The 16736-nt window shown below is 61.7% G+C and carries 15 protein-coding genes and 2 pseudogenes; 16 read left to right on the forward strand and 1 reads right to left on the reverse strand.

Translation table 11 applies throughout. The features are described 5' to 3' along the window. The first annotated feature begins 10 nt into the window (after nucleotides 1-10). From AC3FMM_RS16535 to AC3FMM_RS16570, 8 genes and pseudogenes are all read left to right on the forward strand, one after another. A complete protein-coding gene (locus tag AC3FMM_RS16535; RefSeq protein WP_488686999.1) occupies nucleotides 11-1276 on the forward strand; it encodes an ABC transporter substrate-binding protein in 1266 nt (421 codons plus the stop codon). Between the two features lie 85 nt (nucleotides 1277-1361). Next, the gene (locus AC3FMM_RS16540; protein WP_135706810.1) at nucleotides 1362-2246 is read left to right on the forward strand and encodes a branched-chain amino acid ABC transporter permease; all 885 of its coding nucleotides are present in this window, start codon (nucleotides 1362-1364) and stop codon (nucleotides 2244-2246) included. Between the two features lie 27 nt (nucleotides 2247-2273). Continuing rightward, a complete protein-coding gene (locus AC3FMM_RS16545) occupies nucleotides 2274-3296 on the forward strand; it encodes a branched-chain amino acid ABC transporter permease (protein WP_488687000.1) in 1023 nt (340 codons plus the stop codon). A 10-nt stretch (nucleotides 3297-3306) separates the two neighbouring features. After that, nucleotides 3307-4041 carry an ABC transporter ATP-binding protein gene (locus tag AC3FMM_RS16550; RefSeq protein WP_488687001.1) on the forward strand — a complete coding sequence of 245 codons (735 nt, stop codon included), beginning with the start codon at nucleotides 3307-3309 and terminating at the stop codon, nucleotides 4039-4041. Then, nucleotides 4022-4738 carry an ABC transporter ATP-binding protein gene (locus AC3FMM_RS16555; RefSeq protein WP_488687002.1) on the forward strand — a complete coding sequence of 239 codons (717 nt, stop codon included), beginning with the start codon at nucleotides 4022-4024 and terminating at the stop codon, nucleotides 4736-4738. Before AC3FMM_RS16550 ends, AC3FMM_RS16555 begins: the two co-directional genes overlap by 20 nt. A 32-nt stretch (nucleotides 4739-4770) precedes the next feature. Continuing rightward, complete coding sequence (locus AC3FMM_RS16560) at nucleotides 4771-5469, forward strand: SDR family NAD(P)-dependent oxidoreductase (protein WP_488687003.1); 699 nt, start codon at nucleotides 4771-4773, stop codon at nucleotides 5467-5469. Between the two features lie 472 nt (nucleotides 5470-5941). Beyond that, nucleotides 5942-6022 (forward strand): annotated as a pseudogene (locus AC3FMM_RS16565) (hypothetical protein); the annotation flags it as partial. A gap of 99 nt (nucleotides 6023-6121) precedes the next feature. Next, nucleotides 6122-6633: pseudogene (locus AC3FMM_RS16570) on the forward strand (IS21 family transposase); the annotation flags it as partial. Between the two features lie 129 nt (nucleotides 6634-6762). On the opposite strand, the gene AC3FMM_RS16575 reads toward AC3FMM_RS16570, so the two are convergent. After that, nucleotides 6763-7983, reverse strand: a complete 1221-nt coding sequence (locus AC3FMM_RS16575) for a tyrosine-type recombinase/integrase (protein WP_488687004.1) — start codon at nucleotides 7981-7983, stop codon at nucleotides 6763-6765. Between the two features lie 136 nt (nucleotides 7984-8119). Between AC3FMM_RS16575 and AC3FMM_RS16580 the strand changes: the two genes are divergently transcribed. The 8 genes from AC3FMM_RS16580 (at nucleotide 8120) to AC3FMM_RS16615 (ending at nucleotide 16727) form a co-directional block, all read left to right on the forward strand. After that, nucleotides 8120-9322, forward strand: a complete 1203-nt coding sequence (locus tag AC3FMM_RS16580; RefSeq protein ID WP_488687005.1) for a DNA-binding protein — start codon at nucleotides 8120-8122, stop codon at nucleotides 9320-9322. Further along, nucleotides 9306-9575 (forward strand): H-NS family nucleoid-associated regulatory protein, encoded by a 270-nt coding sequence (locus AC3FMM_RS16585; RefSeq protein WP_488687006.1) that lies wholly within the window; start codon nucleotides 9306-9308, stop codon nucleotides 9573-9575. Before AC3FMM_RS16580 ends, AC3FMM_RS16585 begins: the two co-directional genes overlap by 17 nt. Nucleotides 9576-10389: 814 nt before the next feature. Next, nucleotides 10390-11307: a hypothetical protein gene (locus AC3FMM_RS16590; protein WP_488687007.1), complete on the forward strand. Its 918-nt coding sequence runs from the start codon at nucleotides 10390-10392 to the stop codon at nucleotides 11305-11307. After that, complete coding sequence (locus tag AC3FMM_RS16595; RefSeq protein ID WP_488687008.1) at nucleotides 11300-11635, forward strand: hypothetical protein; 336 nt, start codon at nucleotides 11300-11302, stop codon at nucleotides 11633-11635. The genes AC3FMM_RS16590 and AC3FMM_RS16595 overlap by 8 nt, the downstream gene beginning before the upstream one ends. 834 nt (nucleotides 11636-12469) lie before the next feature. Next, complete coding sequence (locus AC3FMM_RS16600) at nucleotides 12470-12715, forward strand: hypothetical protein (RefSeq protein WP_488687009.1); 246 nt, start codon at nucleotides 12470-12472, stop codon at nucleotides 12713-12715. Nucleotides 12716-12746: 31 nt separating this feature from the next. Beyond that, nucleotides 12747-13664: a hypothetical protein gene (locus AC3FMM_RS16605; RefSeq protein ID WP_488687010.1), complete on the forward strand. Its 918-nt coding sequence runs from the start codon at nucleotides 12747-12749 to the stop codon at nucleotides 13662-13664. A gap of 981 nt (nucleotides 13665-14645) precedes the next feature. Next, complete coding sequence (locus AC3FMM_RS16610) at nucleotides 14646-15425, forward strand: hypothetical protein (RefSeq protein ID WP_488687011.1); 780 nt, start codon at nucleotides 14646-14648, stop codon at nucleotides 15423-15425. Nucleotides 15426-15848: 423 nt separating this feature from the next. Beyond that, nucleotides 15849-16727, forward strand: coding sequence for a hypothetical protein (locus AC3FMM_RS16615; RefSeq protein ID WP_488687012.1), 879 nt, complete (start codon nucleotides 15849-15851; stop codon nucleotides 16725-16727). Nucleotides 16728-16736: the final 9 nt, after the last annotated feature.

The raw sequence follows: 16736 nt of genomic DNA on the forward strand, positions 1-16736 counted from the left end.
AGGAGACACTATGCATACGCACCCACGTTCGTCCCGCCGTCGCTTTATCGGCGCCTCGGCCTTGCTGCTGGCGCTGGCGGGCGGCAATGCCATCGGGCAAGTCAAGGAGATCCCGATCGGCTTCGTGCTGCCGCTGTCGGGCGGCGCCGCCACCATTGGCAACCAGACGAAGCTCGGCGCGGAAATCGCCGCCGAGCAAATCAATGCCGCGGGCGGCGTCAAGGCGCTGGGCGGCGCGCGCCTGAAGCTGGTGTTTGCCGACAGCCAGTCCAAGCCCGACGTCGGTGTCGCGGAAACCGAGCGCCTGATCCAGCGCGAGAACGTCACGCTGATCGTCGGCGCCTACAACAGCGCGGTGACCTTCCCGGCCACCGAGGTCGCCGAGCGCTACAAGGTACCCTGGCTGGTCACCGGCGCAGTCAAGGACGAGATTACCGAGCGCGGCTTCAAGTATGTGTTCCGGCCCAACAACAAGGCCATCTATGACGCACGCGAGCAGATCGACGCGCTCGAGCTGCTGAAGAAGGAGACTGGCAAGGGCCCGAAGAGCATCGGCCTGTTCTACGAGGGTACCGACTGGGGCCGCTCGCATGCCGCCAACGTCAAGAAGCTGGCGAAGGAGCGCGGTTACGCCATCTCGCTGGATGAATCGTACCCGCCCAACCAGACCGACCTGTCGGCGCAACTGCTCAAGATCCGCAGCGCCAAGCCCGACGCGCTGATCGTCGTGGCCTACACGCCGGACCACATCCTGTTCACGCGCCAGCTCGCCGAAAGCCGCGTGTACGTGCCCTATGGCATCCACTCCGTGGGCGGTGGCTCGGAGGATCCGAACTTCTACAAGGCGGTGTCGCCCAAGGCCGTCGAGAACATGTTCGTGCAGGACGACTTCCAAGTCGACATCATGCGCGCCGCCAAGGATCCGGCCATGATCGCCGCCGATGCCAGGTTCAAGGCGGCGCTCGGTTACGGCATCAATTCCTACGGCGCACAGGGCGTGTCCAACGTCTACATCGTCAAGGACGCGCTGGAGCGGGCTGCCTCGACCGAGCGCGGCAAGGTGCGCGACGCCCTGGCCGCGACCGACATCAGCAGCGGTCCCGCGCTGATCACCGGCTACCAGCGCATCAAGTTCGACGCGCAGGGCCAGAACACCTTTGCCCACGGCGTGATCTCGCAGAACCAGAACGGTGAGCGCCGCACGATCTGGCCGGCATCGAATCGCCTGGCAGGCGTGGCGCCGGTGTGGCCGCTGCCCGCACCCGGCGCGCGCTGAGGCACCCGGCAGGACGGTCCGGCACGCCGTGCCGGGCCGGATGTATCGCAACACGGGCGCTGCCCGTGCTTATCGAGATAGTGACATGGACCCAACCATTCTGGCCTACGCCGTGGTCAACGGCGTACTGCTGGGCGGCATCTACGGCGGCATTGCGCTTGGCCTCAGCCTCATTTTCGGCGTGCTGAGGGTAATCAACTTCGCGCATGGCTCCTTCCTGATGCTCGCCATGTACCTGAGTTACCTGATCTGGTCGGTATTCGGCCTGCATCCTTACCTTACCGTGCTGTTCACCGTGCCGCTGCTGTTCCTGCTCGGCTATTTCACCCAGGCGGTAGTGATCGCCCCGCTGTTCCGGCGCGAGGCCACCATGGTGGTCGAGCCGCTTGGTGCCTTGCTGCTGACCACCGGGGTGTTCCTGGTGATCGACAACGGCATTCTGATGGCCTTCGGGCCCGATGTGCGCACGGTCACCACCGATGCGCTCAGCGGCTCGATCGACCTGGCATCGCTGCCGGTCAACGTGCCGCGGCTGATCGCGTGCGTGGCGGCGGTGGCGGTCGCGGCCGGCCTGTCGTACTGGCTGCGCGCCACCGACACCGGCCGCCAGATCCGCGCAACCGCCCAGAACCGCGACGCCGCAGCGCTTTCCGGTATCAACGTTGGCCAGGTCTACAACGTCACCTTCGGCATCGGCGCCGGCATCCTCGGACTTTTCGGCGCGCTGCTGGTGCCGTTCCTGTCGGTATCGCCGACCACCGGACTCGGGTTTGGCATCAAGTCCTTCCTGGTGGTGGTGCTGGGCGGGATCGGCTCGATTCCGGGTTCGCTGCTCGGCGGCCTGGTGCTGGGCGTGTTCGAGTCGGTCGCCTCGCAGTTCGTCACGGCCACGTCCGCATCGGTGTTCTCGTTCTGCCTGTTCATCATCGTGTTGCTGTTCCGCCCCAACGGGCTGCTCGGCCGCAAGTAGGGGAGGGCCATATTTATGACCGTATCCATGACCTTATCCAGGACCAATGTCAACGCCGTGATCGGGATTCCGCTGATGGCCGTTGCCGGCGCGCTGCCGCTGTTCGTGCAGGACAGCTACGCGCTCCACTCGCTGATCATGATCCTCTACTTCGCCTACATGGCGTCGGCATGGAACTTCGTCTGCGGCTATGTAGGTCAGCTGTCCCTGGGCCATTCGGTGTTCGCCGGGGGGGCCGGCTATATCACCGTGCTGCTATTCACTCAGTTGGGCATCTCGCCCTGGTTCGGCATGCTCGCCGGCGGGTTGGCTGCGGCGCTGCTGTCGGTGTGCATCGGCTATCCCACCTTCAAGCTCAAGGGGCCATACTTCACGCTGACCACGATTGCCTTTGCCGAGATCGTGCGTATCTGGATCGAGAATACCGATGAGTTCCTCGGTATTCCCCTCAAGGGCGCGCAGGGCCTTGTCATTCCACCATCGCAGACTGGCTGGTTGGCGTTCCAGTTCGACGGCAAGGTGCCGTACTACTACATCATCTTCGCCATGCTGGTGGCGATGCTACTGGCCACGCTGGCGCTTGAGCGCTCCCGCCTGGGCTACTACCTGAAGGCGATCCGCGGCGACGAGGCCGCCGCGCAGGCGGTAGGTGTCAGCACTACGCGCTATCCGATCATCGCGCTGGCCATCAGCGCGTTCATGACCGGGCTGGGCGGCGCCTTCTATGCGCAGTTCTTCCGCTACATCAACCCGGAGCGGAACATGGGGTTGGACCTGTCGATCGATGCCGCCATCATGGCCATCGTCGGCGGCCAGGGCACCATCATCGGCCCGGTGCTGGGCGCCTTCGTGCTGCACCCCATCGCCGAACTTGCCCGCGCCTGGTTTGCCGGCAAATTCCTCGGCCTGCACCTGGTGATCTACGGCCTGATCCTGATGGTGGCGGTGCTGTATTTCCCCAAGGGCATCATCGGCCCGCTCGCGCGGCTGCTGCGCTACCGACGCGCACCGAATGCCCCGGTCAAGGCGGTCGTCGCCAAGGACGCGTGAAGGAAGAGCCATGGAACGTATTCTCGAAGTGAAATCGATCTCGAAGCGCTTCGGCGGCCTGCAGGCGGTCAGCAAGCTTTCGTTCTCGGTAGGAAAGGGCGAGATCCTCGGACTGCTTGGCCCAAATGGCGCTGGAAAGACTACCGCCTTCAACCTGATCGCCGGCGCAATCCAGGCCGATGAAGGCGACATCCTGTTCGGCGGAGAGCAGATCCGCGGCAAGCGGCCGCACCAGATCTGCGCTGCCGGCATCGCGCGCACGTTCCAGCTGTCGAAGCCCTTCGGCGGGCTCAGCGCGCTGGAGAACGTCATGGTCGGCGGCTTTTCGCGCAGCCGTGTGCGGACGCGCGTGCGCGACGAGGGCTACGCCTGCCTGGAGTTCCTGGGCCTGGCCGCGCGCGCCGATACCGATGCCAGCGACCTGACTGCCTTCGACAAGCGCAAGCTCGAACTGGGCCGGGCGCTGGCCACGCGCCCGCGCCTGCTCCTGATGGACGAAGTGGTGGCGGGCGCCACGCCCAACGAGGCGCGCGAGATGGTCGAACTGGTGCGCAAGATCCGCGATACCGGCGTGACCGTGCTGATCGTCGAGCATGTGATGAAGGTCATCATGGGCTTGTCGGACCGCGTGATCGTGATGGAGCAGGGGCGCCTGATCGCCGACGGGGCGCCGGCTGACGTGGTCCGCATGCCTGAGGTTCTCAATGCCTATTTCGGAGATGGCTATGCCAGCAGCAGTATTTGAAGTGGAGGACCTGTGGTCCGGCTATGGCGAGCAGCAGGTGCTGCGCGGCATCGACCTGTCGCTGGCACCGGGCTCCATCACCGCGCTGATCGGCGCCAACGGCGCTGGCAAGACCACATTCCTGCGCACCGTGTCGGGGCTGGTCCGGCGCAAGCGCGGCGCGGTGCGCATGGACGGACGCGAGCTCGATGCCCAGGCGCCGCACCGTGTGGTGCTGGACGGTTTCGTCCAGTCGCCGGAAGGCAAGCAGCTGTTCCTCGGCATGTCGATCCTGGAAAACCTGCTGATTGGCGCCAGCAATCGGCGCGCGCGCCAGCGGCGCGCGCAGACGCTGCGCGAGGTGTTCACGCTGTTCCCGATCCTGGAGGAGCGCCAGCACCTGGCGGCCTCGACACTGTCCGGTGGGCAGCAGCAGATGCTGGCGGTCGGCCGCGCGCTGATGGCGCTGCCACGCGTACTGGCGCTGGACGAGCCATCGCTGGGGCTCGCGCCGATCATGGTCGATCGGCTCTTCGACAGCATTCGCCAGCTGCGCGAGCGCGACATGGCCATTCTGGTGATCGAGCAGAACGTCAACCAGGTGCTGGACATGGCCGACTACGGCTACGTCATCGAAAGCGGCACCATCGCGCTGTCCGGGCCAGGCAAGGAACTGCTTGCCAACCCGCACCTGCGCGCAACCTACCTGGGCGTGTAGCGCCCCCTTTCTTCAACAGGGAGTGAGGCAGTATGAGTCAACGGATTGCAGTGGTAACGGGCGGCGGAACCGGAATCGGCCGCGCCATCGCCGAAGTGTTTGCACAGGATGGCCTGCGCGTTGTATGCCTGGGCATGGACGCCGACGAAGACCTGCCAGGTGCACTGGACTTCCGACGCGGCGATGTCACTACCGTGGACGCCATGCGTGACGCCGCGGCGGACCTGGATGCGGTGTCGGTGCTGGTCAACGCAGCCGGCATTATCCTGCACGAACGCAAGGAGTTCTCACCGGAGGGATTCCGAAAGGTGGTCGACGTGAACCTGAACGGTTCGCAGGCAATGATCAGCGTGCTGGAGGAGCGCCTGGCCGCTGCACGCGGCGCCGTCGTCAACGTGGCGTCCATGTGGAGCTACTTTGGCTCACCCAACAATCCGGCATACACGGCCAGCAAGGCCGGCGTGCTTGGGCTGACCCGCGCCTACGCGGCAGCGTTGGCACCAAAAGGCGTCCGCGTGAACGCGGTCGCCCCGGGCTGGATCCGCACGCGCTTGTCATCGGGCGCGCTGGATAACCCGGAGCGCAGTGCGGGGATCATGGCTCGTATTCCGATGCAACGGTGGGGCACGCCGCGCGATGTGGCGCGCGTGGCGCGCTTCCTGTGCTCCGACGACGCAGCCTATGTGACCGGTGTGATCTTGCCGGTTGATGGCGGGTTCGGCATTGCCTGATTCAGAAGAACCCAGGTCCGGTTGAAGGTGCTGTTGAAGCTCGAGCAGGTCCCGTGCACTGAATGCCATGTGGTCAATCACCCCCAATGGGGGTGCTGAAGTATCGCTGGAGATCAGATGCACGATCGGCCCACCGTTGCAGTACAGCCATGCGCCAGGGAACGATAGTCCCGGGCACGGTTCTTTCGAGAGCCAAAGTACTTGCGCGTAGAACTGCACGCTGGACGCCAGCAGGACAGTGAAGTGATTCATGCCAGTGACTTCCATCGCCTATTCCTTCGTGAACGATTGTCATTGATGCATGATATATCCTAGTGGAGATCGATTGTGATGAAATACATCAGCCATGTCTCGGGGGCCGGGGCCGACTCCCTGGCCTTGCGGGAATGGGAGATCCCGGTCGTCCAAGACCACGAGATCCTGATCCGTGTCGCGTATGCGGGAATCAATCGGCCCGATGTTTTACAGCCGCATGGGACTTTACCAACCACCGGCTTCTGCCAATCCATTCCTGGGTCTGGAGGTCTCCGGAGTCGTCGCACAAGTAGGCAGCACCGTGACTGGCTGGAAGGTAGGCGATGAGGTGTGCGCGCTGACGCATGGGGAGGCTACGCAGAATTCTGCACGGTGGATGCACGCCATTGCCTGCCACCCGGGCGGACGGGTGACGCCCGACTATCTGCATCGCGAGTTGCGCCGCAAGGGCGTGACACTGCAGTTGATGGAGGATTACCTGGAGGCGAGTCCCGGGGTTCCCATTTACCAATACACGCAGTTCTGCTGCCGTTACCGGGATTGGGCAGCGACGCTCAAGCGGTCGATGCGCCAGCAGCACCGCGCCGGCGAAAAGCTGTTTGCTTCACCGGTCAGATCGTGCCGATTCTGGATGCCGAGGGCGGCCTTGTCTTCGAAGCCAGCATCTTCGTCGCTGTGCTGGGCGCATCGAATTACACATACGCGTGCGCTACCCGGGGGCAGACCACCGCAGACTGGATCGGGGGAATGGTCTGCGCGATGGAATACGCAGGCGGCGTGCCCGAGCTGCTTGTGCCGGATAACCCGCGCGCGCTGGTGGCTCACCCTGATCGGTATGAGCAAGTGCTGTCCCGTACTGCGGAAGACTTCGTTCATCACTACGGCACCGTCATGCTGCCGGCGCGGCCGCCTTCGCGCGGATTTACGCTGCGCCGAAAACGCAATTAACCACCTGGATCGACAGCAAACCAACCCATTAGCTTTGCAATAAGAGAGGTCTCCATAGATTCACGATCGCGAAATAATCCTTCCGGCCGGCTATTGCTTCGTACCCCAGCCAATTCGGTGCCGCGCCTGCGTGGCCTCGTGGCGCGCGTCCTCCTCGCTGTGCAGGTAGCCGCTCGTCGTCGACAGTGAGCTGTGCCCGAAGTTGTCGCGCACAAAGCGCAGGTCGACCTGCCGGTCGGTCATGTGCGAACCGGCGGTGTGGCGCAGCCAGTGCGCCGAGGCGCTGGCCAGCACCGCGGCTTGCGCCTCCCATTCCGGCCCACGTGCCCGCAGGCGCGCCGCGGCCATGCCGAACACCTCTTTCAGGATCAGATGCAACGCGCCGCGTGACAGCGGTTTCTCGCCGCTGCCGATCACCGGCAGCAACAGTGGACGCGTCTCTCCGAACTGCGGGGTAGGCGGCAGTTCGTGGGCGCGGCGGTAGCGCGCCAGTTCGGCGATCAGCTCGTCGGTGGCCGGCACCAGTCGGGTCTTGCTGCCTTTGCCGGTCACCTCCAGCCACCAACGCTCAGTGCCCTGGGCATCGCGGCGACAGAAGAACGCGCCCATCGTGGTGGCGGTCAGCTCCGACGCGCGCAAGCCGCCCAGATAGAGCACGCTCAGCAGCCAGCGGCAGCGTGCCGCATGCAGCCGTTCCCGCGCGGTCTCGGTTGGCATCCCAGCGACCGTCTCCTTGACCGTCTCCCACAGGTCGTGGCTCAGATAACGGGTGATGCGCGCCTTGGTGGGCGTGCGCCGGCGGCGGGCGAGGGCGAGGGGGTTGCCGGCCAGGTAGCCGGCCTCGGTCAGCCAGGCGAACAGTGCATTCAGGATGACCATCGCCTGGCGCACGCTGCCTTGCGACAGCGGCCCGGCAAACGGGCGCCAGTCCGGATGGCCGCGCGCGAGCTTCTTGCTGCCGGCCAGCACCCAGCGCGCGGACGGTTGCGGGTCGGCGAGGAAGCGCTCGTAGGCGAGCAGGTCTTCATGCGTGAGCGAGGACAAGGGCTTGCCCAACTGCAGCACGGCCCACAGGATCAGGCGCTCGACTTCGCGGCGGTAGGTGGCAATCGTCGCCGCGCTGTCGGCATAGCGCGCCAGCCAGGCGGTCACGGCGCCCAGGTCGTCGCCCGCGGCGATTCGCGCGCTAGCGGCAGGCGCGCGATTGGTGCCGGCGGCCCCGGAAAGCGGCAGTGAAAGGGTTAACCGCTCGAGCGGTGTGGGAAGTGAGTCGGTAACACGCCCAAGCGGTTTGACTGGGAACAGGTCCATGCAGAGCCATCGAGATTCACACTTATCTCGACATTATAGACATAAGCGCAGTTATGTCTAAAGTATGCCAGTTGGAATTGGCTTTAGTACGTATTACGTTGTAATATTTATCTTCACTTTCCGCTTTCTTCTCCAGATGCCTGCCGTCGACCTGGATATCACCGACGCTGCGCTACAGGCCGACTTGGCCGAGTTGCGCAGCCGCTTCCCCGAGACTCGCGCGCTCTACCGCGAGGTCTGTGGCCTGCTGTTCTTTCGCTACGGCGTCACGCCCACCGCCAACAAGCTCTACAGCCTGGTGCGCAAGGGCAGCATGGGCACGCCCGCCGAGGTGTTGCAGGCGTTCTGGCAGGAACTGCGCGGACGCACGCGCGTGACCATCGACCATCCCGACCTGCCGGAGGCGTTGAAGGACATCGCGGCCGGGGCGGTCCAGACCATCTGGCAGGCGGCCAACGAGGCCGCCACCGGCGAACTGGCCACGCTGCGCGCCGAGGCGCGCGCCGCGGCCAGCGCGGCCGAGGCTGAGCGCGATGCGGCCTGGGCCGAGACGGCGGCGGCGCGCGAAGAGGTGGCGGCGGTCTCGGCGCAGTTGGCCGAAGCTGGGCAGGAGCATGACGTCGTGCAGGCGGAGCTGGCCGCGGAACGCCAGGCGCACGCGGCGACCCAGGCGCGGCTGGAAGCGGGGCGGGCGGAGCTGGAGGCCGCCGGGCGGCAGCTGGCGGAACTGCGTACGCAATTCTCGACCGAGCTCGCGCGGGCGCGCGAGGCGGTGACCCTCGCGCAGGAACGGGCCGAAGCCAGCGAGCGGCGCAGCCTGCGCGAAGTGGACCAGGAGCGGACCGCGCGCCAGCAGAGCGAGCGCACGGCCGAAGCGTTGCGGGGCGAACTGGTGGCGGCGCGCAGCGAAGCGCGCGATGCGGCCGTGGCGCAGGCCGAAGTACGCGCCCGGCTCGAAGCCCAGGCCGCGGCGCTCGCCGATCGGCTCGCCAGCGCCAAGCAGGCGCAGCGCAAAGCGGCGCACGACCTGGACGCCGTGCAGGCGGAACTGGGCGCAGCACAGCGCCGGGCCGAACGGGCCGAGGCCGAAGCGGCGCTGGCGCGCCAGCTGCTGGCAGAATTGCGGACGGGGCCGCCCGAGCGAGAGGGGGGTGGGCGGCCGCGCAAGGCCGGCGGCCCGGCGCCGACCGACAAGGAGGCGCCAAGCGCAAAACAGGACCAACAGTTGGACGAACGGCAGGACGACAAGCAGGGCGCGCCGACGGCCGCCTCTAACCCGGAAGACGGCAGCGCCAGCAGTGACGACAGCCACGACAGCACCGATGACGGAAATCAATGAGCGGGCGGCGGCGATCCGCTGGATCCAGGCGGAGATGGCCGACTACGGGCTGACCATGGAGGAGCTGGCAGCGGCGGGGTGCTTCGACCCGCCGCCCCCTCGGCCACTGCCCCCGCCGCCGCCCGCGCCCCCGCCGGTGGTCTGCTATCGCAACGCCGCGGGGCAGAGTTGGGACGGGCAGGGCGAGATGCCAGATTGGCTGCGGCGCGCGGTCAATGCGGGGCAGAGTAAGGAATTTTTCCTGGTTGGATAGGCTCGCAGAGGCATTCCGCCCTCTGTCCAACGCGAAGTGACGAGGGCTAGCGTGTACTGTGGAACGGTTTGCCGTGCCACGTACCCATTACGACCTCCGTCGGTGCACAATACGGCACCGCCTCGCACCCAATCCTTGTGCTGACTTGATGCTTGGCCTGTAGACCCCTTCTCCCACAATTCGGGACATCTAGAAGAGATTCGCGAGATGAGTGCGTTTTATGAGGGAATCGAATTAAAGACCTTCTTCGACTTGGCCAATGGAAGTGGCAATGCAACCCAGTAGCTGTCGCGGGCTGGGGCGCCTGACTTTCGAGTCAGCTTTCCCTGCGGTCACTCGGAATGTGCCGAAAAACACCCTTCTTGGTGTCGATTCTGGATGTGGATCAACTCTCGACGGTCTCTGGGCATCCGGGCTTTCAATATACCTATGTGGAGCCAGCCGCCAGCGGAGTTGGCGCAGATGCAGGGGCGCTATTTGCTCGATCCCCATTGGTGTCGCAGCGGGAAATGGCCCACGGTGCGGGTGGCGGGCTGGAGAGCGTCGCAAACTTGGTATCAGGAGATGTCACGAGCCTTTGGAGACACGCTGAAACTCTAGTTGGAGAAGCTTATTATCGCTAAAGCTCATATTTTATGAGGGGCAGCGAGTCTCCGGCGTGAAAAAGAAAAGGCCCCGCATTTTTGCGGGGCCTTCAAGAAACGGGGGCTTGAGCCGATTGGATTTGAACAGCAAGCTGTCGCTTCCGCAGGGGTCGCGCCCCACCTAGACGGTGTACCAACCTTTGGTTGGCCGAACTGACATAATAATTCCCATGTTCACAATTGTCAACGAGCGTGAGAGGGCTGCAGTAGCCCGATTGCTCGAATTCCTCTCTGACCGCCAACCTTGGCACCGCTCGCTGTGGGGCATCGGTGTGGTGCTGGCCATGGAAGAGCTATATGAGGCGTGCGTCGCAATGCAGCAAGGGCACCTCAGTGACGCTGCGCTAAAAAGGATGGCGTCCTCGCTGCAAAAGCGCGTGGGAGTGCACCCTGCCTTTACAGAAGACGAGAAGACCTTCCTACGCCAACAGGTCCAACAGGTTCCCCGAGCCGAGGGGGCGGCGCATTTCGGCATTAGAGACCTCTCCGCGCGGGTATCAGCGGACTATCTCGCGCGATGGGGACGGGTTGTCCATGCCGGAAACTTCGAAGTGGAGCATTTTGCGCGCAGTGTTGCCGCCTACCTTCTTGATGAGGGATTCGCCGGCCAATATCTGCACGATTTCATCAAGGCTCGCGTGAATGTCGAGCCTCCGATCACGCTGCCTCAACTTTGCGACGCAATTCAGGCCGAGATGGTAGTGAGCAGTTGGCGAGAGTTTGAGGTCCTGCTCGCCTTTGCCAGCATGCCGACACTACCAAATGGCATTCCTTCCAACTGGTTGCAGGGTCCCGCAGTCATCGCTTGGCTTAAGGAGCAAAACTTCGATACGGCAGGCGTGCGGGCTCCGGTTGCAATGGTACTAAGAGTGAGTGCGCGCGATGTGGTTGGCGCCGCCAGGGCTGCCCGGAATGAATCGGACCGCTATGCCGCCCGGGCGTTAATCGCAACGGGAGAGCCTCTGAATCGTGTGCCATTTCTGTGGGTGAAGGGCTCAACGAGTGCCATGCCGATCAAGAATGACTCCCGAGGAGTGGGTGTCAAAGAGTTGTTCCGAGAGGACCGTGTATTCTCGAGGGATGCGTGATCAAGCCGCCGTCGCACGCCTAAGTAAGCTGTTTGCTAATCCAAAGCGTGAACTTCAGATCATTCGAGATGCAATTGGAGAGTCGTTTCACCGCCTCTACCGCCAGCGCAACCTCATTTTGCATGATGGACGACTCGACAGTGTTGCGCTTTCAGCAAGTTTGCGCACCGCAGCGAAACTCGCGGGCGCTGGAATGGATCGCATCACCCATGGCCACTACGTTCAGGATCTCAGGCCTCTCGAACTCGTCGTCAAAGCAAACCTTGCGCTGGCGATAATGAGCCGAGAAGACCCCCTGGCATGTGTCGAAATGCTGGAATTAGGGTAGGTTTCCGGCGCGACAATAAGGGCAGCTGCAGCTGAGAGTTGTCCACCGTGCAGCCGGAAGTGCGGGAAGAAGTAGACTACAGTCCGTGCCGCGAGCACCGCGGCATCGGGCAGTAGGTACCGCGAAACCATCAGGTCAGGCCGAGGTATCCCGCATCGCCTTGGCAATTCCTGCAGCGGCCACTTCGACACCGACCGTGACTGCTCCAGTGCTTGCCTTGCCTATCAGCTTTCCGAGCCATCCTTCCGGCTTTCCGCTCTTGCCCGTACCCTTGGCCCGCGCGTCGTCGAGGTCAGCCTGTAGCCCTTTAAGGTCCGCGCCCTGCAGACCGGCCGAGCACAAATAGCGACGCAGCCTTTCCCAGTCTGATCTGGGAGCCATATTTAACCGCCAGCCCGAGTGGCCACGGGATTTGTACGCTGCGCGGCTTGTCGCCTTGAAGCAGGTTTTCGTAGGTACTGATCGATGTGTCCAGACGCGCCGTACGATAGTTTTCCCTTCGCGGTTCCGGCAGCACTGTTACTGGAATTTGCATGTACGAGGCTTGCGTGCCGAAGCCGCCCCACGAAGTTGCCATAGGACAACGGTAACGCAAGCCGGTAGGTCAGGCGGCACTGCGTCGCGAGAAGCGAGACCAGGCCAGGCGCTGTCCGGGGGACGCTTTCCGTTCCCTTGCGAACCTGCGACGATTGTGCGTCAAATGGGATCGCAAATGGGAAGATCGTTGCCTACTACGGCGAGAATGGCGGAGGAGAATCTGTGCACTCTTGATCGGCATCCGTTACCTCAGCCAACTTGAAGGATGCCGCGGAAGTGGAGAAGGCCTGGGCCAGGATGATGCCGTTCGACGAGGACGTGCTGCGCCTGTACTACATCTGGGAAGCGCAGCGCACACATGTGCCGCAGGCTGCGGAGTCGATACAAGCTGGCAAGCGCACTGCAACTGGCCATCGCGCGCGCAACGCAGGAGATTGGCAAGACGCTGAAGGCAATGGTCGAAATCCAGGCGGTGGTCAAGGAACATCAAAGGTTTGCCTGACCAGCATGCTGAGTGCAGAGCCATGGATTTGGGTAGAATGAACTCATACCCAATTAGCTTTTTAGATAAGAAATGATTCCCCTCGACATTATCGCGACATTTGGCATTGCGATAGCCCCCCAGGCCACTCTATCTGGAAGCGCAACAATCAAAGCGCGGTTCAGAGGAGAAATGGTTGCAAATGTTGATCTCGATTTTGACAATCGACAATGCGCTGTGCGTTTGAACGGTATCGGATTCACGGAGGAGATCGTAGATCGGTTGACAGCCACACCAGCGATGAGCGTTCGCGATACCTATCCACAATTGCTGATCTCCCTCAGCGAGAATATTCGCGAGACCGCTGAGTCCGTGCTCATGATTTGGAAGTACATCATTTCTAGGGACGAAGCAATTCCTGAGGGGGCTCTAGCAGGCGTTTCCATTCAATGGAGAAAGTCGGGATCTTTGGGGCCCTGGGCGCGATTTCCTTCGTGGATAGGTGGGGTTGTATCAATTGGCCAAATCCTCCCCCTGCGAGACGGCGCCGCGAAGCATCTGCAAGAGGCAGTTGTCGATGGTATGGTGCCCCTCGTCGGAATGACGTATCTGCATCGAGCAAAGGCTGAGCGAAACCCAAAATACAGGTGGGTAGATGCAACGATTGCGGCGGAGCTTTGCATCAAGGAAATCCTGATCTCTGCGAGGCCAGAGGCAGAAGTATTGCTTAACAATCTACCTTCGCCCCCTCTTAATAAGCTCTACGGAGAAGTCTTGGCGGCGTACCTTGGCGAACGGTCTCCGCATCTGAAAACGATATCCAAAGGGGTAGAAAAGCGCAATCAGCTTGTCCATCGACCTGGATCTACTGCAGTCTCCGCCCTTGAGGCCCAGGAGTACGTAATGACTGTGGAGAAGGCGATCTTCCATGCATGGAAACTCGTTTGTGGCGGCAAGGATTATTTGTCTCCCATGGATCTGTGCCGCCCCGCGATGATCGCTGAACTGTAGTTGTAAACTGTGAAGTAGCGCCCGATCCTGTCCGCACAATCTGATATCGCTATGAGCGAGAAGGCACCCGGTAGGGTGGCGGCGCTCGGCCCAATATGACCCGCTGAGCAATCCGCGCGGGAGGGGTATCCAGGTGCTGCTAACCCTTGTATATTGCGTCCCCGCGCGGTGGAGCAGTTGGCAGCTTGTCGGGCTCATAACCCGGGTGCCGGCCCGTCGCCTGCCGATATGACGGGCTTGAAAACCTCCGCCCATTGCTCGAAAGCGGTGCCGATAGTGATATGTCGTGGCCGTCGAGGAGGCCGCCATGGTCCTCGGTGCGAACGCGGACCACAGGGAAGGGGCTTATCTATCAATAGGTCGGGAATACCCAACAAGCAGCCGTACGCGTCGAGGAGCGAAAATCTCACCGTTACGGCCGTCCACAAGGGCAAGGCTGGGCAGGCTGACATACAACGGCATTCCGCGGCAGGTGACGCAGAAGGTAACGTGCTTCAGGTGGTGGGAGGCCAGTCTCGAGTTGACGTTGAGCCCTGATGAAGGAGCGGCCGGATGCGTTCTGGCAGGAACTGCGCGGACGCACGCGCGTCACCATGACTATCCCGATCTGCCGAATGCGTTGATGGAAATCGCGGCCGGAGCGGTGCAGACCATAAGGCAGGCGGCCAACGAGGCCGCCACCGGCAAGCTGCCCGGCTGCGAGGCAGCCCGCTACGCGGCCAGCGGCCGCAGACGCCGAGCGTGACATTGCCCCGGACGAAACCGAGGCGGCACAGGACGAAGTGGCCACAGTCCGCGCAGTTGGCCGAGGCGCCCCAGGCGCAGGCGACGAGCCAAGCCCGGCTGATCCGCGCGGCACCCTGACGGATGCTGCGTCGGACTGTGGAGCCTTAGATGTCCATCGAGATGCGAACCATATCTCGATTCGGCATTAGCCGAGTACCGTTAGAATCACTATTCGCCGTTCCCGGAGTAGCGCGTATGCATGATGTTCTGGTGCCAATGAGGAATCGACCGAAGCTTCTGCGTCACGGCGATGCCGCTATCAGGCTGCCGAAAGGGCTCGTAGAAAAAAATGACGAAGTAGCGCTTGTAGCCCGTCTAGTATGTGATCGGCAGCTTTTTGGAGAATGCTACCGCGGGCTCCTGCCGGTCCGTTTCAACGAAATGGGTGTTAAGGGCGGTGTAATGATAGCGGGATCGGTTCCCTCTGCCGAGGTATTGCCGGACATGATTTTTCCCGGCGACATTGATCTCCTGGTGATTCCGTACGAGGGAGACCAGTTGATAGCATCCGAAGCTTTGGCGATCGAGTTCAAGGCCGTCAGGGCAAGTTTCAAAAAACAGGGAAAATCACCTAACGAATTTGGCTTCTCACAGGCGAAATCTCTTTTGAAACATGGTTTCCCCTACGTTGCTGTTGGCCATCTGGTGGTTTCAGATGATAGCCCGATCGAAAACTGGAGGCGCGCCCTTGTTACGGAAGTTTTGGACAGCGACGGACGTGTAAGTCCGCCGCGCGAAGTTTTTACCGATATGTTGGCAGGAGATCTCCTCTCGCGCTCCTTCGGACGTCTGACGAAGTCGAGTGACATCGATTCGTTAGGGCTGCTCGCAGCATTCGTAACTAACCGCGGGATGTGGTACCCGTTATCGAAGGCGGCTCCGAAAAACTCAGAAATATCTGTCAATACTTGTCACGCAATTGCCGACTGTTTTCAACGGAATTATAAAAAATTTATGGATATTCCAAAATATTAGGTATTGCGATTATCACACCGTAGTCCGCGAAGTCAACGACCACGAATCATGATTCGTCGTGCATAGAGGTCGCGAAGTCTCATATGCACTGATAAGCGGCTGCATATTCCTGACCGCTGTCCATCTTACCGCAGTCGCCCATTCCAACTTGCCCAGCGCCCAATCCTCATACGCTTTCCTTAGCTGCGAAGAGCCTCAGCGAAGCAGTCCAGGCGTCGGTGATGCTCTCCATATTTACGTTGGGTGCTAGCGCGGAAAGAGCCAGGTTCTGCGATTGCCGCTTGGCTCTGCAGATCTGGATATCTGCTTTCCTAAATTCGTTCGCGGTTGTCGCACGCCAGCACGTCACCCTTCTTTGTGAGGGTTCAGATCTTCTGGTGGCAGTCGTTCTACAGAGATAAGGCCTATGGAGAAAGATTACAAATGCACTTACCACAGAAGGATAGTTTAGAGTACTGGCACACTACATCGGGACTAGTCTTCAAAATCGCCGTGGCTGCCGGTGGATTGTTGATGATGGTCTACTGCATAGGCGAAGGGGTACTTCCTGAAAACGTCGCCTTGGGAGACAGCGTCTTCTTGATTTGGTGCTTGGTCAGCTTCGGCTTCGTTTCGATTGTCGGCACGTTCTATGGAGCAGCTGCTTCGCTGTGGATCATTTGCATGATGTTGAAACTGGGAAACGCGTTCCAACGGCTCAGGGGAAAATCGCAGGCAAAGTTCGTGGAGCAATTGCGATCTGGTCCCATTATCTATGCTGCTTCGCCCTTGTGCTTTTCCGTGTTTCTGCTCGTCGCGATTACGACCGACGCACGAGCTGACATACGACTCGCTGAGACCATGGGCTTCTTTGTCCTGTTCGGCGGCTTTCTCGTAATGGCCTTTGGAGTCATACCTGTCGACGGCAAGCGGATTTCGTGGCGACTTGGAGTGTTGATAATTGGGGGAGTGCTTGTAATGGCAGCTGTAGGTACGCGGCCAGCTCTACTTAACGTGACGATGAGCATGCTTGGGGTTCGGTCGCTGCCTGGTGAAGCGGTGGTGATCTCCGACTCGGAGCGAGCCAGGATAGCGGGGTACGCTAAGCTCTATGGGATCGACGTAGCGTTCTGTGAGCTTTCAGGAACAGGTCAGGCCGCTATTTCAGACGCGTATGTCGTTTGGCATGCTGTAGGTGCAACAAGCTTTGTACGACTTGCAGCGGCCCCAAAGAGTTTTAACAAGGGAATCGTAGTTCCTACGCCTCGGAAAGATCTTACCGTGATTGGCCGAGATCAATTGACTCCAGAATGTCGTAGCTGATGAGCGGGC

Source organism: Cupriavidus sp. 207A1, from assembly GCF_057798955.1.

What these genes read in the sequence shown, in the direction of transcription:
- AC3FMM_RS16535 (WP_488686999.1), top strand. Translation starts at nt 11, where the DNA reads ATGCATACGCACCCACGTTCGTCCCGCCGTCGCTTTATCGGCGCCTCG.
- AC3FMM_RS16540 (WP_135706810.1), top strand. Translation starts at nt 1,362, where the DNA reads ATGGACCCAACCATTCTGGCCTACGCCGTGGTCAACGGCGTACTGCTG.
- AC3FMM_RS16545 (WP_488687000.1), top strand. Translation starts at nt 2,274, where the DNA reads ATGACCTTATCCAGGACCAATGTCAACGCCGTGATCGGGATTCCGCTG.
- AC3FMM_RS16550 (WP_488687001.1), top strand. Translation starts at nt 3,307, where the DNA reads ATGGAACGTATTCTCGAAGTGAAATCGATCTCGAAGCGCTTCGGCGGC.
- AC3FMM_RS16555 (WP_488687002.1), top strand. Translation starts at nt 4,022, where the DNA reads ATGCCAGCAGCAGTATTTGAAGTGGAGGACCTGTGGTCCGGCTATGGC.
- AC3FMM_RS16560 (WP_488687003.1), top strand. Translation starts at nt 4,771, where the DNA reads ATGAGTCAACGGATTGCAGTGGTAACGGGCGGCGGAACCGGAATCGGC.
- AC3FMM_RS16575 (WP_488687004.1), bottom strand. Translation starts at nt 7,983, where the DNA reads ATGGACCTGTTCCCAGTCAAACCGCTTGGGCGTGTTACCGACTCACTT.
- AC3FMM_RS16580 (WP_488687005.1), top strand. Translation starts at nt 8,120, where the DNA reads ATGCCTGCCGTCGACCTGGATATCACCGACGCTGCGCTACAGGCCGAC.
- AC3FMM_RS16585 (WP_488687006.1), top strand. Translation starts at nt 9,306, where the DNA reads ATGACGGAAATCAATGAGCGGGCGGCGGCGATCCGCTGGATCCAGGCG.
- AC3FMM_RS16590 (WP_488687007.1), top strand. Translation starts at nt 10,390, where the DNA reads ATGTTCACAATTGTCAACGAGCGTGAGAGGGCTGCAGTAGCCCGATTG.
- AC3FMM_RS16595 (WP_488687008.1), top strand. Translation starts at nt 11,300, where the DNA reads ATGCGTGATCAAGCCGCCGTCGCACGCCTAAGTAAGCTGTTTGCTAAT.
- AC3FMM_RS16600 (WP_488687009.1), top strand. Translation starts at nt 12,470, where the DNA reads ATGATGCCGTTCGACGAGGACGTGCTGCGCCTGTACTACATCTGGGAA.
- AC3FMM_RS16605 (WP_488687010.1), top strand. Translation starts at nt 12,747, where the DNA reads ATGATTCCCCTCGACATTATCGCGACATTTGGCATTGCGATAGCCCCC.
- AC3FMM_RS16610 (WP_488687011.1), top strand. Translation starts at nt 14,646, where the DNA reads ATGCATGATGTTCTGGTGCCAATGAGGAATCGACCGAAGCTTCTGCGT.
- AC3FMM_RS16615 (WP_488687012.1), top strand. Translation starts at nt 15,849, where the DNA reads ATGCACTTACCACAGAAGGATAGTTTAGAGTACTGGCACACTACATCG.